The sequence below is a fragment of the Streptococcus sp. HMSC078H12 genome (genome assembly GCF_001814615.1).
Classification (GTDB): domain Bacteria; phylum Bacillota; class Bacilli; order Lactobacillales; family Streptococcaceae; genus Streptococcus; species Streptococcus salivarius_F.
In genome coordinates, this window is record NZ_KV817316.1 from 479,430 (window position 1) to 495,025 (window position 15,596).

Here is a 15,596-nt window from a genome sequence, read left to right on the forward strand (position 1 = left end):
GAGGCAAGTTCAAGCACTCCAGTTTCTGAAGCTTCTAACAGTGAAGTGATCTCAGAGTCTTCAGTTTCAGAAACACCAAAGAGTGAAGCAAGCTCAACTGCTCCAGCCTCTGAGTCACCAAAGAATGAGGAAACTTCAGTAGCTTCATCTACTAGTCAGGTTGACGTAGCAATTACTTCTGACAGCCCAGAGAAATCTCCAACTTCAGAAAGCACACAAAAAGATCCGATAAGTGAGGTTTCTTCAGAAGTTATTGAAAAAGGTTCAACAAGTCAGGTTGATGTCAAAGTTTCTGAATCTCCAACAATAGCACGTACATCTGAAGTTGTCAGCATCTTACCAAATAGTCAGGTCGCTTATAACAATGACCTAAAAATCTCTGTAACAAGCAGTCAGCTCGCCTCAGAAGCTATTCGCTATAATTCTCTTTTGAATGAGAAGTCTGTGGATATGATTGCAAGTAAAGTTATGGCGGTTATGGCCTCTGAAACATTAGCCTCAGAAGCGGCATCACTTACAAGCTCTGAAGGTGTTGCCAAAGAGATTAGCAGTGATTTGTCAGAATTGGCGGAAAGCAAGAAGGATGACACACCTAAGAATGTCGCTCGTATTGATAAAGCAACTGAGGCAAAACAGGTGGCCAAGAGTTCTGAAAGCCAAGCTAGCACTTCAAAAGAAAAAGGTAAGTCTAATACGACAACGGTCTTCCTTCTTGTCGGAGTTGCTGCAGCACTAAGTATATCTACAGTTTATCTTACAAAACAAGGTAAAAAAGCAGGTAAATAATAGGTAAGAAACATCCATTAAATTGGGTGTTTTTGTTTTTAAGCAAGCTCTAAGATACCTAATATCATTATTCTTTATTTTTAATCATCCACTTTGATTTGGTCCTGTATAATTAAAGTGATAAGAAAAATTAAGGAGTTAAGATGATGAAAGAAAAAAGAAATAGTAGGATTCGTTTATTTGCTCTTCTTGTTTTAGTATTTACTTTAGGATTCGGATTTTCATTTGATACTAGCAAACAATCTTCGGCTGTGAGCTCTCAAGTGGTTCAAGCGGATGAGAACAATGGTATCTTGACTTTTAATGGTCAAAAGCAGTTTGTCATGGAGGAGAAGGACCAGCTAGGACGTGCCCACAGTGCTCATATACAGTTACAAGATAAGGACGAGCCGAAGAATAAGCGTCCCGGTAAAATAAAATATGATCCTGTAGGATGGCATAACTATAAGTTTTATTATGGTGACGGTAAATCAAAATCTTGGCTAATGAATCGAGGGCATTTGATTGGCTATCAGTTTTCTGGTGTCAATGACGAGGGCAAGAATTTAGTACCTATGACTGCCTGGTTGAATTCTGGAAATTATAAAGGAACCGACGAAGGTAATCAGTCAGGAATGCTTTATTACGAGAATCGTTTGGATAACTGGCTAGCACTACACCCTAACTATTGGTTAGACTATAAGGTAACAGCTATCTACAGTGGAGACGAGTTGTTGCCTCGTCAAGTAGAACTTCAGTATGTTGGTATTGATAGTTCTGGAAATCTCTTGGAAATTAAACTTGGTGGAGATAAGGAGACTCTTGACAGTCAGGGAGTTACGCATGTTATCTTGGATAACCAATCACCAAATGCAGAAATCAATTATGCAGATGGGACAGCGACAAATACGGTTACTGAATTTACTGAAGCGCCATCTGAGCCTAGTTCTGAGAGTTCACAGGTGACTGAACAACCAAGTTCTGAGCCAGAGCCTGTGCAACCTGCACAAGAAGAAAGTCGAACAGTTTATGTGGCGCGTCATGGTACAGCAGATGTTTATTGGTATGACATCAACAGTATGCCTAGCAATACCAACAAAGCAAATGTCGTTACAATGACAGAAGCAGATGCCCTAGCCCAAGGTAAACGACACACGTCTAAAGAGTAATACAAAAACTGGACATCTTGTCCAGTTTTTTTGTAAAACGACTCACATTTTACCACTTTTATCTGAAAATTTGATATACTGAGACTATCAAAGATACTTGAAAGAGAGGTTAATTGACTCTTTTTCAGTACAAGAAAGGAATAAAAATATGATTTGGATTATTATTGCCATTATCGTTGTTCTTGTAATTTTTGTTATTGCAAGTTATAACGGCTTGGTTAAAAGCCGTATGCAGACTAAGGAGGCATGGAGTCAAATTGATGTTCAGTTGAAACGTCGTAATGACCTTCTTCCTAACTTGATTGAAACTGTTAAGGGATATGCGAAATACGAAGGTTCAACGCTTGAAAAAGTAGCAGAACTTCGTAATCAAGTAGCAGCTGCGACTTCACCTGCAGAAGCGATGCGTGCTAGTGATGAATTGACACGTCAGGTCTCTGGAATCTTTGCGGTTGCTGAAAGTTACCCTGACCTTAAGGCTAGTGCCAACTTCAGCCAGCTTCAAGAAGAGTTGACGAACACTGAAAACAAAATTGCCTATTCACGTCAACTTTATAACAGTGTGACAAGTAACTACAATGTGAAATTGGAAACATTCCCAAGCAATGTTATTGCTAAGATGTTTAGCTTTAAGGCTGCTGAATTCCTTGAAACACCAGAAGAAGAAAAAGCTGTTCCTAAGGTTGATTTCAGTGGACTAGGTAACTAATATGTTATTTGATCAGATTGCTCGAAATAAGAGAAAGACTTGGCTTTTGCTCCTGGTCTTTTTCCTCTTGTTGGGCCTTGTTGGTTACGGTGTCGGCTATCTTTGGTTAGGTTCAGGCTTCGGTGGTCTGATTCTTGCTCTAGTTATCGGTTTTATCTATGCCGTTACCATGATTTTCCAATCAACCAATGTCGTTATGGCTATGAATGGTGCACGAGAGGTTGACGAACAAACCGCTCCGAACCTTTATCATGTCGTTGAGGATATGGCTATGGTGGCACAAATACCGATGCCACGTGTCTTTATTGTCGATGATCCTTCAATGAATGCTTTTGCAACGGGATCTAGCCCTAAAAATGCTGCTGTAGCTGCTACAACAGGTCTTCTTGCGGTTATGAATCGTGAGGAACTTGAAGGAGTTATTGGACATGAAGTGAGTCATATTCGCAACTACGATATCCGTATTTCGACTATTGCAGTAGCCTTGGCATCTGCCATCACCATGCTAGCTGGTATGGCTCGCAATATGATGTTCTGGGGTGGAGGCCGTCGTCGTAATGATGATGACCGTAATGGAAGTAGTGGCTTGGAGATTATTCTTCTCATTATTTCCTTGATTGCCATTATCCTTGCGCCTTTGGCAGCTACCTTGGTTCAGTTGGCTATTTCACGTCAGCGTGAATTTCTAGCTGATGCTTCTAGTGTCGAATTAACACGTAACCCGCAAGGTATGATTAATGCTCTGCTTAAACTTGATCATAGTGAACCGATGCAACATCACGTGGATGATGCTAGCGCAGCTCTCTATATCAATGATCCTAAAAAGGAATCTGGTTTGCAGAAGCTCTTTTATACGCACCCACCAATTTCAGAACGGGTGGAACGCTTGAAACAAATGTAAAAAAAGTGAGACTGATGACACTTCTAAGGGTGTTTATCAGCCTCACTTTTTTAGTTTGATTCAATATAAAGGTTGCTAGCAACAGTTTCTGGAATTTGAATTTCTTTTCCATCAATATTCAGGCGGTAGAGTTGTGTAAAAGGGTCAAAGCCTTTCAAGGTAAAAGTTACTCCAATTTTAAGACCGACAGTTTCCAAATAATGGAGTAAATCAATTTGATCCTGAACTCGACGAAGTACATAGTCTCCAGGAGTTAAGTCTTGTGTAAAAGTCTGGTTGTAGATTTCCTCTATGAGCTGGCCTGACTTGGGGATTTGCCCACCGTGTGGACAGGTTTGGGGGTAATTGAGTAGGCGGTCAAGGGCATTGATAAAGTGATCAGAGACAGTATGCTCTAAAATTTCAGCCTCTTGATGAATTAGGTCGCAAGTATATTGCAAGTGGTCCACCAAAAAGACTTCGATGAGGCGATGTTTCCGATAGAGTTCAGCGACATTGATTTTACCAGTTTTCGTTAGAAGATAGCCCTTGACTTTGTCTTTGATGATGAGGTCTTCTGAAATCAATTTCTTAATCATTTCCGTCACAGCAGGTGGAGACACCTGCATACGGTTTGCGATTTCCTTATTGCTTATTTTACCTTCTTCAGTACCAATCTCATAGATACATTTGAGGTAGTCTTCTTTGTTAGGTGTCATTTCTCTTCCTTTGAAAATAGTCTCACCTTAGTATAACAGATTTATCATAAGAATACAGAATATTTCTTAGATAAGATTTTTACTGATTCAAGCCTTGGGAGATTTTATCCAGATTATATTTCATCATGTTGTAGTAGCTATCACCGTTTTGCCCTTTTTCAGCAATAGAATCTGTAAAGATCTTTGCATAAATAGGAATATTGGTATCCTTAGATACTGTTTTCATAGGGCGTTCATCGACACTAGATTCGACAAAGAGAGCTGGTACCTTTGTTTGACGTAGTTTTTCCACGAGTGTTTTGATTTGGTCTGGTGTGCCTTCTTCTTCTGTATTGATTTCCCAGATGTAGGCAGATGGTACGCCATAGGCTTTAGAGAAGTATTTGAAGCATCCTTCACTAGTGACAATCAGTTTTTTCTCATCGGGAATCTTGTTAAATGTCTCTTTAGCTTCTTGGTCCAGTTTACTAAGTTTGTCAGTATAGGATTTTAGATTCTTTTCGTAGTAGGTCTTGTTTTTAGGGTCCTTAGCAATCAGTTGCTTAGCAATATTTTGAGCATAAATAATCCCATTTTCCAGATTAAGCCAAGCGTGGGGATCTTCCTTACCTTTTTCTGATTGCCCTTCAAGGTAAATTACCTCAACACCATCACTAACTGCAAAATAATCTTTATTTTCTGTCTTATGAGCATTCTTGACTAACTTAGTAAACCAAGCATTTCCACCAGTTTCTAAATTGATGCCGTTGTAAAAAATCAAGTCAGCTTGTGAGGTCTTCTTTACATCATCAGGAAGAGGTTCGTATTCGTGAGGATCCTTACCAACGGGGACAATAGAGTGGAGAGTGATTTTATCTCCAGCAATATTTTTGGTGATATCGGCAATAATGGAATTGGTCGTAACGACTCGTAATTTATCCTTGCTACTGCCTTGTTTATTGGTACAAGCTGTTAGAGTAACTACCGCTAAAAGTAGTAGTACTATTGTTGATAGTATTTTTTTCATATTTTTTTCATCCTATTATTTTATTGTTTACAAGTTTTTTTCATGCCACTTTGTTTAGGGGCGATGAAAAAGCTGATGAGAAAGAGTAGAGCAGACGTTAATACAATGCTCGAACCAGCTGCAATATTAAAACTATAGCCGATAAAAAGACCTAGAACAGATGCCAGAGCCCCCAATCCTGATGAGAGAAGAATCATTGTTTTTAGGCTATGAGCATAAAGGTAGGCAGTCGCAGCCGGTGTAATTAAAAGTGCCACAATAAGAATAGTACCGACACTTTGCATGGCAGTTACAGCAACCAAGGTTAAAATAACCATCAGTAAGTAATGGTAGAAGGAGACTTTAACTCCCATTGACTTGGCCAAAATTGGATCAAAGGAAGTTAGGAGTAGAGGGCGAAAGAAGATTGTAATAGTTGCTAGTACGATCAGTGAAACGATAATCGTTATCCACATATCCATGTCTTGTACAGCTAGAATATTCCCGAAGAGAATATGAAAGAGATCTGTGGAACTATTAGCAACACCGATGAGAATAATACCGAGAGCTAGAAAGCTCGAAAAGGTAATCCCAATTGCCGTGTCACTCTTAATAATGGAATTGCTTTTGATATAGGTAATCATTGTAGAAGCTAAAAGTCCAAAGATGATGGCTCCTATGAAAAAGTTAATACCCAAGATAAAGGAAATGGCTACCCCAGGTAGAACCGCATGTGAAATTGCATCACCCATAAGTGACATCCCTCTTAGAATAATAAAACAACCAACAGCACCCCCGACAATTCCAATAACTAAAGCCGTTATAAGAGCATTTTGTAAGAAGTGGAAATTTAGCAAACCATCAATAAATTCAGAAATCATTTACATCTCCTTTATAAAATAAACTGTTACCGTAGGTTTTACGGAGATTATCCTCATTAAAAATAAGAGTAGTAGGCCCACTAGCAATCAGTTTACGATTGAGGAGGATAACTTGGTCAAAATAATGAGGAACTTTGCTCAAATCATGGTGGACAATAAGAATAAGCTTACCTTTGTCCCTAAGTTCTCTCAAGGTGTTCATGATAATATCTTCGCTAACGGAGTCAATCCCTACAAAAGGCTCATCTAATAAAATAATATCAGCCTCTTGTACAAGACAACGAGCGATTAGAACACGTTGAAATTGACCGCCTGATAATTGGCTTATTTGTCGATGAGCCAAATCATTTAGACCGAGTAGTGTTAAAGCATCTGTGACCTTAGACCAATCACTTTTAGATAGACGTTTAAAGAACTTGGTTTTGGGATAGAGTCCTAGAGAGATGCACTCTCTGACAGTAATCGGAAAGTTAAAATCAATATCAGCCTTCTGTGCAACATAGGAAATACGATTCAATTGCTGACGAATAGGTTGTTTATTGAAAAGGATTTTTCCAGAGTGAGGAATAATATCAATTAATGCTTTAATTAGAGTTGATTTACCAGCACCATTTGGTCCAATAATCCCAGTAATACTAGGGCCCTCCAAGTTTAAGGTGATATTATCCAGAGCTAATGTCTCTTTGTAAGACACATTAATATTTTCAATTTGAATCATTAGCTACCTCCTTGAGTTTAATATACTTTAAAATAATAATTAAGTCAAGTTAACTTTTGTAATTAACTTAACTGAATTATGTAGTGTTATCAAGATGACAGAGGATAGTGAATGAGAGTACACTTTTTATATCAAATATTCAGCCTGCTCAAACTGTTTGATATTTGGGAGAGGCAACAAGGAACGTTATTTTCTACAATTTGTACGATCTCAGTCTGTATTTCAAGAAATCTTTAGTTTTTATTTTTTAAAACTAGTCATATTTCCTTATTTCTGGCATAATAGATATATGAAATTAACGATTCAACGAATGGCTCGAATAGCCATTCTGTCAGCTCTGGCAGTAGGATTGCGGTCAGCATTTATAGGATTGCCAAATATTCAGCCTATTACAGCTATGTTTTTTGTGGCTGTTCTTTATTTGGGTTTGCTTGATGGTCTATTGATTATGGCTTTAACCATGTCCATCTCAGGATTCATCTTTGGTTTTGGTCCCTGGGTCTTTAATCAGATTCTGACCTTCGGCGTATTGATGGCTCTTTGGAGTTTGATTGCACCTAGGTTGTCACTTGTTTGGCAGATTGCTTTAGTAACTCTTTTGTCCTTTTTCTATGGGGTTCTTATGGATTACAGCTATGGCCTCCTATTTAAAAGTGGGATTACCTTTGTTATTTCTGGTCTACTTTACGACACCTATCATGCAGTATCGACGCTTCTATTTTATCCATTCATCCAGTCTATTTTTAGGAGGTTTTTGAAATGAAAAAATTATCGACCTATCTCTTTCTCGCCTTATCACTTGTTACCCTAGCAGCCTGCGGAAAAAATGAGGCAGCTAAACTTACTAGTAGCACAAACAATCATCAGTCTAAGGTTCAAGGTCAGGTGACTTTGATTTTGAAAACTGACAAGGAAAGTAAGAAAAAATCAGTAGAAATCCAAAAAGGGGATACAGTACTTGATGTCTTGGAAGAGGTCTATCCTGTTCAAGAAAACGATGGCTTCATCACTGAGATTGATGGTATTTCTCAAGATAAAGATAAGGGCATCTATTGGATGTTTGATGTTAATGGGAAACTTGGTGAAAAAGCAGCCAACCAACTTAAGGTTGAAGATGGCGATGAAATCAAATTCTATCAAAAAAAGTATAATTAAGATTCTGAACTCTGTTTCAGAGTCTTTTTTTTATAAAGTTCGGAAATAGACTTAAATAATTGTTTGAAAAAGTCGGAAAATTGCAAAATAACTGACGATTTAAAGGAAAATAGTTTACTTTTGTTTTAAAAGTGATATGATAAAAGGGTACTACATAAAGTAAGGAGAATACGGTTTGGCTTTTAACAAATTGGAAAGCAGTAACAACCAGGAAATCATCTCTGAAGAAGTTGGTATCTTGAAAGAATTGTTGGATGATGCAACACGAGGCATGGCTGGAGAGCAAGGTCTCACAACTATCCAACATTTGGTTGAACTTTATGATGAAGGTGACTATGTGGCCCTTACACAAGCCATTTCAGAAATGACGAATGACGATATGGTCGTTGCATCACGTTATTTCTCTTTGTTACCTCTCTTGATTAATATCTCTGAGGACGTGGATTTGGCTTATGAAGTCAACCACAAGAACAATATTGATGAATCTTATCTAGGTAAGTTGTCTGAAACCTTTGATGTTGTCGCTGAAAGTGATAATGCACGTGACATTCTTGAACATGTCAATGTCGTGCCAGTTTTGACAGCTCACCCAACTCAGGTTCAACGTAAAACTATGCTTGAATTGACTAACCACATTCACGAACTTCTCCGTAAGCATCGTGATGTTAAGGCTGGTCTTATTAACAAGGATAAATGGTATGCAGATTTGCGTCGTTATGTAGAAATTATGATGCAAACAGATATCATTCGTGAGAAAAAACTTAAGGTTAAAAATGAAATCACTAACGTTATGGAGTATTACAACTCCTCATTGATTAAGGCGATTACAAACTTATCGCATGAATTCAAACGTTTAGCGGTTGAAAAAGGTATTGAACTTGACAATCCAACACCTATTACTATGGGTATGTGGATTGGTGGTGACCGTGACGGGAACCCATTTGTAACAGCAGAAACTCTTAAACTTTCTGCAACAGTACAAAGTGAAGTTATCCTCAACTACTATATCGAAAAAGTTGATAATCTTTACCGTTCATTCTCCCTTTCATCACGCTTGACTAAGGTTTCAGATACAGTAGCAGAGATGGCGAAACATTCTCCAGATACATCTGTTTATCGTGAAAATGAACCTTACCGTCGTGCTTTCAGTTACATCCAGTCTAAGTTGATTCAAACACTTCTTTTCTTTAAAGAAGGAAACTTCAGCAAGGAAAGAGTTGCTAAACGCCTTTCTGAAAATGTTCGTCTGGGTTCGGCTTCAACAGGTGAAGTAGTAGCTGATTACGTGCAACAACGTCTCAGCCAAAGTCTTCAAGCTGTCTCACAACAAACAACAGAATTCTACGAAACAGCAGATGCCTTCCATGACGATCTTTTGGCGATCAAAAATTCACTTCTTGAAAATGACGATGCTGTCTTGATTTCAGGTGATTTCGAAGAGCTTCTTCAAGCTGTAGAAGTCTTTGGTTTCTATCTTGCTACAATCGATATGCGTCAAGATTCTAGTGTTCATGAAGCATGTGTAGCAGAGTTGCTTAAATCTGCAAATATTGTTGATAACTATAGTGAATTAACAGAGGTTGAAAAGGTTGCTGTTCTTCTTAAAGAATTGCAAGAAGATCCTCGTACCTTGTCATCAACTAATGTGCCTAAGTCTGAAACACTTGAAAAAGAATTGGCAATCTTCCGCACTGCTCGTCTTTTGAAAGACTATATCGGTGAAGATGTCATCAAACAACATATCATTTCTCACACTGAGAGCGTTTCTGATATGTTTGAGTTGGCTATCCTTCTTAAAGAAGTTGGCTTGGTTGATACAGAACGTGCGCGTGTCCAAATCGTTCCACTTTTTGAAACTATCGAAGACTTGGAAAACTCTAATGATATCATGAAACAATATCTTGGTTATGATATCGTTAAACGTTGGATCAAGAATAGCAACAACTACCAAGAAATCATGTTGGGTTACTCAGACTCTAACAAAGATGGTGGTTACTTATCTTCAGGTTGGACGCTTTACAAAGCTCAAAATGAATTGACTAAGATTGGTGAAGAGCGTGGCATTAAGATTACCTTCTTCCATGGCCGTGGTGGTACTGTCGGTCGTGGTGGTGGCCCATCATACGATGCTATTACGTCTCAACCATTTGGTACCATTAAAGACCGTATCCGTTTGACTGAACAAGGTGAAGTTATCGGTAATAAATATGGTAATAAGGATGCTGCCTACTATAATCTTGAAATGCTTGTTTCAGCTGCCCTTGACCGTATGGTAACACGTCAAATTGCGGACCCAGATGAATTGGTTGATTTCCGTGAAATTATGGACGGTATTGTTCATGATTCTAATGTTATCTATCGCGATTTAGTCTTTGGAAACGAACATTTCTATGATTACTTCTTTGAAGCAAGCCCTATTAAAGAAGTGTCAAGCTTGAATATCGGTTCTCGTCCAGCAGCTCGTAAGACTATTACTGAGATTTCTGGTCTTCGTGCGATTCCTTGGGTATTCTCATGGTCACAAAACCGTATCATGTTCCCAGGTTGGTATGGTGTGGGTTCTGCCTTTAATCGCTTTATCCAAGCTGAAGAAGGCAACCTTGAGAAACTTCAACATATGTTTGAAACATGGCCATTCTTCCGTTCACTTTTGTCAAACGTGGACATGGTTCTTTCAAAATCAGACATGAATATCGCCTTCCACTATGCACAATTGGCAGAGAGTGAAGAAGTACGTAGTGTCTTCAATATTATTTTGGATGAGTGGCAGTTGACTAAGGATGTTATTCTTGCTATTGAAAAACATGATGGCTTCCTTGATGAAAGTCCATCGCTTAAAGCAAGTTTGGACTTCCGTTTGCCATACTTCAATGTCTTGAACTACATCCAAATTGAATTGATTAAACGTCTTCGTAACAATGATTTGACCGATGACGAAATTAGCCTTATTCACATTACCATCAACGGTATTGCAACAGGCCTTCGTAACTCTGGTTAATAAAGTAAAGCTCATCACTTTGGTGGTGGGCTTTTTGTTATGGTGAAAATTCTGTTATAATAAAACCATGATTGCTATGGAAACGATTGAAAAGCTGTCCAAAGAAAAGCTCCCCATGATAACGGTCTTGGCGGGCGAGGATTTAGGGCAGTATAGTCAAGCTAAAGAAAAATTTTTAAAACAAATTGGTTTTGATCCCGGTGACTTAACCTATTCTTATTTTGATATGTCAGAGACTGATTATCAAGATGCTGAGCTCGATTTAGAAAGCATGCCTTTTTTTGCAGATGAAAAGGTGGTCATTTTTGATCATTTCGCAGATATGACTACTGCTAAAAAATCGTATCTGGATGAGAAAGAGTTGAAGCGCCTTGAAAATTATCTTGAGTCTCCTGTTGAAACAACACGTCTTGTCTTAATGTCTGCAGGAAAGCTAGATGGAAAGCGGCGTTTAGTCAAACTTCTCAAACGTGATGCCATGGTGCTTGAAGCCAGTCCCTTAAAAGATGCAGAACTTAGAACCTATTTTCAAAAGCAGGCGCATCAAGAGGGGCTTACATTTGATACAGGAGTCTTTGAGGAACTTTTGATTAAGTCAAATTTTGACTTTTCAGATGTTCAAAAAAACTTAGCTTTTCTAAAGGGGTATAAAACAGAAGGAAATATCTCATCACAGGATATTGCTGATGCCATTCCTAAAAGTTTGCAAGATAATATTTTTGATATGACGCAACTTCTTTTGCGAGGCCAGATTCAGAGTGTTCGTGAATTGGTTCATGATTTACGGCTTCAGGGTGAAGATGAGATTAAGTTGATTGCTGTGATGTTGGGACAATTTCGTACCTATTTACAGGTTAAACTCTTATCTGCTCAAGGCAAAAGTGAGCAGCAGATTGTTTCAAGTCTGTCAGATTATTTAGGGCGTAAAGTCAATCAATTTCAGGTTCGTTTTGCACTGAGAGATAGCCGTCCTTTGTCAGTAGCATTCTTAAAAAAGACGATTAAGATTTTAGTAGAGACAGATTACCAGATAAAAACAGGAACTTTAGATAAAGATTACTTGTTTGATTTAGCACTTTTAAAAATCATATCAAACCGCTAGAAATTTGGAGTTTTCTTTGATTTTGTAAGCAAAATTTTTGAAAGCTCTACCACTTTACGGTAAAATGAAGAAAAAATGAAAAGAGGACCTTTACTATGGCAATTATCCTTCCAGACCTTCCTTACGCTTACGACGCTTTGGAACCATACATTGATGCTGAAACAATGACTCTTCACCACGACAAACACCACGCAACTTATGTAGCAAATGCTAATGCTGCTCTTGAAAAACACCCAGAAATTGGTGAAGACCTTGAAGCACTTTTGGCTGATGTGGAACAAATTCCAGCAGATATCCGTCAAGCACTTATTAACAATGGTGGTGGACACCTTAACCACGCACTTTTCTGGGAACTCTTGTCTCCTGAAAAACAAGAACCAACTGCAGAAGTAGCAGCTGCTATTAACGAAGCTTTTGGCTCATTTGAAGCTTTCCAAGAAGCTTTCACAGCAGCAGCAACAACTCGTTTTGGTTCAGGTTGGGCATGGCTTGTTGTTAACGCTGAAGGTAAGCTTGAAGTCGTTTCAACAGCTAACCAAGACACTCCTATCTCAGATGGTAAGAAACCAATCTTGGCACTTGATGTTTGGGAACATGCATACTACCTAAACTACCGTAACGTACGTCCAAACTACATCAAAGCTTTCTTTGAAATCATTAACTGGAATAAAGTTGCTGAGCTTTATGCTGCAGCTAAATAAGTTTAAAATTATCCTCACTATTGGGGATAATTTTTTTGTAATATGATTGTAAAATCTCCTTGATTTTTAGTGAATTATAGCTTAAACTATAATTGTTATGAAAAAAAAGAAAAAACATTCAAGCAAAAAGTATAGTGGAAGCCGCCGAAAAACTAAAGAAAAAAAGAAAGATTCGGTAAAACAAGACCTTCAAAAAGACACTAAAGATACTAAAAAAGATGTCAAAAAAGACGCTAAGAAAGACAACAAAAAAGCATCGAAAAAAGATGCTAAAAAGACTTCTAAAAAATCAGTAGACAAGAAGTCAGCTGAGGAAACAGTAGTACCAGTTGAACACAAGGAAAACGAAGCAAAAACTGAAACCTTGGCACTTAGAAGTAAGCGTTCTAAGAAATCTAAAGCTAAATCAAAATCATCTCGTGATGATAAAAAAGCTTATCTTATCTTAGCCTTCCTAGGTGTTTTGGTAATTCTTTTGTTTGTTGCCATGCTTGCTTTAGCAGGACGTGGTAAACAAGCTGGTCACACTGGTGGCCTTGGAAATATCTTCGGATCTAGTTCTAAAGTCACTAAAAAAGAAGACAAAGAAAAAGAGGAAAAGGTAACTCCAACTAATAAATCAGCCGAAGCTAAACAAGCAGTTATGGAAGCAGATGCAGATACTATGTATGGTAATGGCTTGTATTATGATTATGCTAACATGACATTGAACCAAGTGGTTGAAGCATTTATGGCTGACCAAGGAATCGAGTCTAGCCAAATTGCCTTTTCATATAAAAATACCAAGACAAATGAGCAATTCTCTATGAATGATACTCAGCCAATGACTGCAGGATCAACTTATAAATTGCCACTAAACATGCTTGTCATGGATGAGGTTAACAAGGGTAAACTTTCTTTAACTGAACGTTTTGATATTACTAATACTGAGTATGAATACCAAGGTGAACATGATAATTATGTTGCTGCTTTCGGTGGTTCAATGACTATTCCAGAGATGCAAGAATATTCTCTTGTATACTCTGAGAATACTCCTGCCTACGCTTTGGCGGAGCGTCTTGGTGGTATGGAAAAATTCTATGGCATGCTCGATAAATACGGTAAATCAAAAGGTGAAGTGAAGACTATCCAAATGCATGGTAATAAGACAACAACGGATTATTACATCCAAGTTTTGGATTATCTCTGGAAACATCAAGATAATTACAAGGATATCCTTCACTACATTGGTGAGTCATTCCCTAATGAGTACTACAAGACATATCTTCCTAATCTGACAATTTATCAAAAACCAGGTTATGTCCGTGAAGCACTTAACGTTGATGCTATCGTTATGGAAGATACACCTTATATGGTTGCAATCTATACACGTTACCTTGGTGGATCAACTGAAAATTCAGATGAAATCAGCGGTTGGGGTCTCCAACAATTAGGAATGCTCTCTTATGTCATTAATGAGTGGCACCGTGTCAATATGAACTAATAAAGAAAAGCCGAATTTATCGGCTTTTTTCTATATAATTGAACAAAAAGTAAGAAGTACTATCCCTAGAAAAAGAAATGGGACAAATGCGATGCATTCCTTAAGATTTCTTCGTAGAAGGAAGTAAGCTAGTCCTAATAGGCAGGCAATTTCGATAATAAGTAGTATTTTTGAAAATGGGAAAATAAGGGAGGCACTTGCTAAATAGAGAAAATCTCCTTCCCCAATATTTAGATGTTTCATATAAGAAAGGGTAGCGATGGTAATCCCCAAGGCAAATGTGAGGTAGTAGTTGCCCATGAATAAGAGTGGGACTGTTCCAACTATCCAAATCAGAAGCGGATAGGATTTATGTCTCAAATCAAAAATTGATAGACAAAGGCTGAAGTAAAGAAAGTAGGTTACTTCAAGACTTAAAAAGTCATAAAAATATAGAAGGCATATTACTCCACAAAATAGTTCCATAAAGAGGTAACGAAGAGGGATAGGAGTCTGACATGAACGACATCGAGATCTTAAGAAAAGTTGTGAGAGGATAGGGATCATCTCGAAAAAACACAACTGATGCTTGCAGTGACTACAGTGACTACTAGGAAAAATAATCGACTTTTCAGGAAAACGATCACAAATTAGTCCGATAAATGAACCTAAAGAGGCTCCTAGAAAAAAATAAATAATACTTAACATACCTAATTATTCGAAAAAGAGTGAGAAAAAGCATTTTACTTGCATCTTATTTAGAAATATTCTAAAATAAAAGTATAAATAATAGTAATTCTAAATAAGGAGAATTAATATGGTAGATTCAATTAAAGAAACAATCAATGAAACAGTTAACCAACAAGCTGAAACACCTTCATATACAAAAACTAAAGCAGTTTTGAATCAAGCAGTTGCTGATTTGTCTGTAGCGGCTTCAATTGTTCACCAAGTTCATTGGTATATGCGTGGTCCTGGTTTCCTCTATCTTCATCCAAAAATGGATGAATTGATGGATAGTTTGAATGCTCATCTTGATGTTGTTAGTGAACGTTTGATTACTATTGGTGGGGAACCATACTCAACTTTGGTAGAATTTTCATCTAATTCAGGCTTGACTGAAACTACTGGTACATTTGATAAACCAATGTCTGATCAAATCCAATTATTGGTTGATACATACAAATATTTGTCAGTATTGTTCCAAGTTGGTTTGGATATCACAGATGAAGAAGGAGATGCTCCTTCAAATGATATCTTCACTGCAGCTAAATCTGAAATTGATAAGACAATCTGGATGTTGACTGCAGAACTTGGACAAGCTCCAGGCTTGAGATAAGCATTTTTGAGTT

Annotated in this window: 15 protein-coding genes and 1 pseudogene; 11 read left to right on the top strand and 5 right to left on the bottom strand. The window is 37.8% G+C overall.

Annotated elements, in window-relative coordinates:
* From HMPREF2979_RS10430 to htpX, 4 genes and pseudogenes are all read left to right on the top strand, one after another.
* Positions 1-786 (top strand): annotated as a pseudogene (locus HMPREF2979_RS10430) (alpha-1,3-glucanase); the annotation flags it as partial.
* A 143-nt stretch (positions 787-929) separates the two neighbouring features.
* The gene (locus HMPREF2979_RS03815) at positions 930-1,934 is read left to right on the top strand and encodes a DNA/RNA non-specific endonuclease (protein ID WP_002884037.1); all 1,005 of its coding nucleotides are present in this window, start codon (positions 930-932) and stop codon (positions 1,932-1,934) included.
* 148 nt (positions 1,935-2,082) lie between these two features.
* Positions 2,083-2,643 (top strand): LemA family protein, encoded by a 561-nt coding sequence (locus HMPREF2979_RS03820; RefSeq protein WP_002884070.1) that lies wholly within the window; start codon positions 2,083-2,085, stop codon positions 2,641-2,643.
* Position 2,644: 1 nt separating this feature from the next.
* Positions 2,645-3,544, top strand: a complete 900-nt coding sequence (gene htpX, locus HMPREF2979_RS03825) for a zinc metalloprotease HtpX (protein ID WP_002884129.1) — start codon at positions 2,645-2,647, stop codon at positions 3,542-3,544.
* Positions 3,545-3,594: 50 nt separating this feature from the next.
* Here htpX and HMPREF2979_RS03830 read toward each other — a convergent pair whose 3' ends face one another.
* From HMPREF2979_RS03830 to HMPREF2979_RS03845, 4 genes are all read right to left on the bottom strand, one after another.
* Positions 3,595-4,242, bottom strand: a complete 648-nt coding sequence (locus HMPREF2979_RS03830; protein ID WP_037600899.1) for a metal-dependent transcriptional regulator — start codon at positions 4,240-4,242, stop codon at positions 3,595-3,597.
* A gap of 79 nt (positions 4,243-4,321) precedes the next feature.
* Positions 4,322-5,248 (bottom strand): metal ABC transporter substrate-binding protein, encoded by a 927-nt coding sequence (locus HMPREF2979_RS03835; protein WP_070655222.1) that lies wholly within the window; start codon positions 5,246-5,248, stop codon positions 4,322-4,324.
* 20 nt (positions 5,249-5,268) lie between these two features.
* Positions 5,269-6,108, bottom strand: coding sequence for a metal ABC transporter permease (locus HMPREF2979_RS03840; RefSeq protein ID WP_070655224.1), 840 nt, complete (start codon positions 6,106-6,108; stop codon positions 5,269-5,271).
* Positions 6,098-6,826 (bottom strand): metal ABC transporter ATP-binding protein, encoded by a 729-nt coding sequence (locus HMPREF2979_RS03845; protein WP_070655226.1) that lies wholly within the window; start codon positions 6,824-6,826, stop codon positions 6,098-6,100. The genes HMPREF2979_RS03840 and HMPREF2979_RS03845 overlap by 11 nt, the downstream gene beginning before the upstream one ends.
* A gap of 289 nt (positions 6,827-7,115) precedes the next feature.
* On the opposite strand from HMPREF2979_RS03845, the gene HMPREF2979_RS03850 reads away from it, so the two are divergent.
* The 6 genes from HMPREF2979_RS03850 to HMPREF2979_RS03875 all read left to right on the top strand — a co-directional run bounded on the left by HMPREF2979_RS03850 (position 7,116) and on the right by HMPREF2979_RS03875 (position 14,265).
* Complete coding sequence (locus HMPREF2979_RS03850; protein ID WP_070655228.1) at positions 7,116-7,589, top strand: hypothetical protein; 474 nt, start codon at positions 7,116-7,118, stop codon at positions 7,587-7,589.
* Positions 7,586-7,981 carry a DUF4430 domain-containing protein gene (locus tag HMPREF2979_RS03855; protein ID WP_070655230.1) on the top strand — a complete coding sequence of 132 codons (396 nt, stop codon included), beginning with the start codon at positions 7,586-7,588 and terminating at the stop codon, positions 7,979-7,981. The genes HMPREF2979_RS03850 and HMPREF2979_RS03855 overlap by 4 nt, the downstream gene beginning before the upstream one ends.
* 175 nt (positions 7,982-8,156) lie before the next feature.
* Positions 8,157-10,979 (top strand): phosphoenolpyruvate carboxylase, encoded by a 2,823-nt coding sequence (ppc, locus tag HMPREF2979_RS03860; protein WP_021144379.1) that lies wholly within the window; start codon positions 8,157-8,159, stop codon positions 10,977-10,979.
* A gap of 67 nt (positions 10,980-11,046) precedes the next feature.
* Positions 11,047-12,081 carry a DNA polymerase III subunit delta gene (gene holA / locus HMPREF2979_RS03865; RefSeq protein WP_070655232.1) on the top strand — a complete coding sequence of 345 codons (1,035 nt, stop codon included), beginning with the start codon at positions 11,047-11,049 and terminating at the stop codon, positions 12,079-12,081.
* A gap of 95 nt (positions 12,082-12,176) precedes the next feature.
* Positions 12,177-12,782: a superoxide dismutase SodA gene (gene sodA, locus HMPREF2979_RS03870; RefSeq protein ID WP_004182735.1), complete on the top strand. Its 606-nt coding sequence runs from the start codon at positions 12,177-12,179 to the stop codon at positions 12,780-12,782.
* A 97-nt stretch (positions 12,783-12,879) separates the two neighbouring features.
* Positions 12,880-14,265, top strand: coding sequence for a serine hydrolase (locus tag HMPREF2979_RS03875; protein WP_073689707.1), 1,386 nt, complete (start codon positions 12,880-12,882; stop codon positions 14,263-14,265).
* A 30-nt stretch (positions 14,266-14,295) separates the two neighbouring features.
* Here HMPREF2979_RS03875 and HMPREF2979_RS10065 read toward each other — a convergent pair whose 3' ends face one another.
* On the bottom strand, positions 14,296-14,952 hold the full coding sequence (locus HMPREF2979_RS10065; RefSeq protein ID WP_073689708.1) for a prepilin peptidase: 657 nt from the start codon (positions 14,950-14,952) through the stop codon (positions 14,296-14,298).
* Between the two features lie 109 nt (positions 14,953-15,061).
* Here HMPREF2979_RS10065 and HMPREF2979_RS03880 point away from each other — a divergent pair, with 109 nt between their 5' ends.
* Positions 15,062-15,583: a Dps family protein gene (locus HMPREF2979_RS03880; protein ID WP_014634248.1), complete on the top strand. Its 522-nt coding sequence runs from the start codon at positions 15,062-15,064 to the stop codon at positions 15,581-15,583.
* Positions 15,584-15,596: the final 13 nt, after the last annotated feature.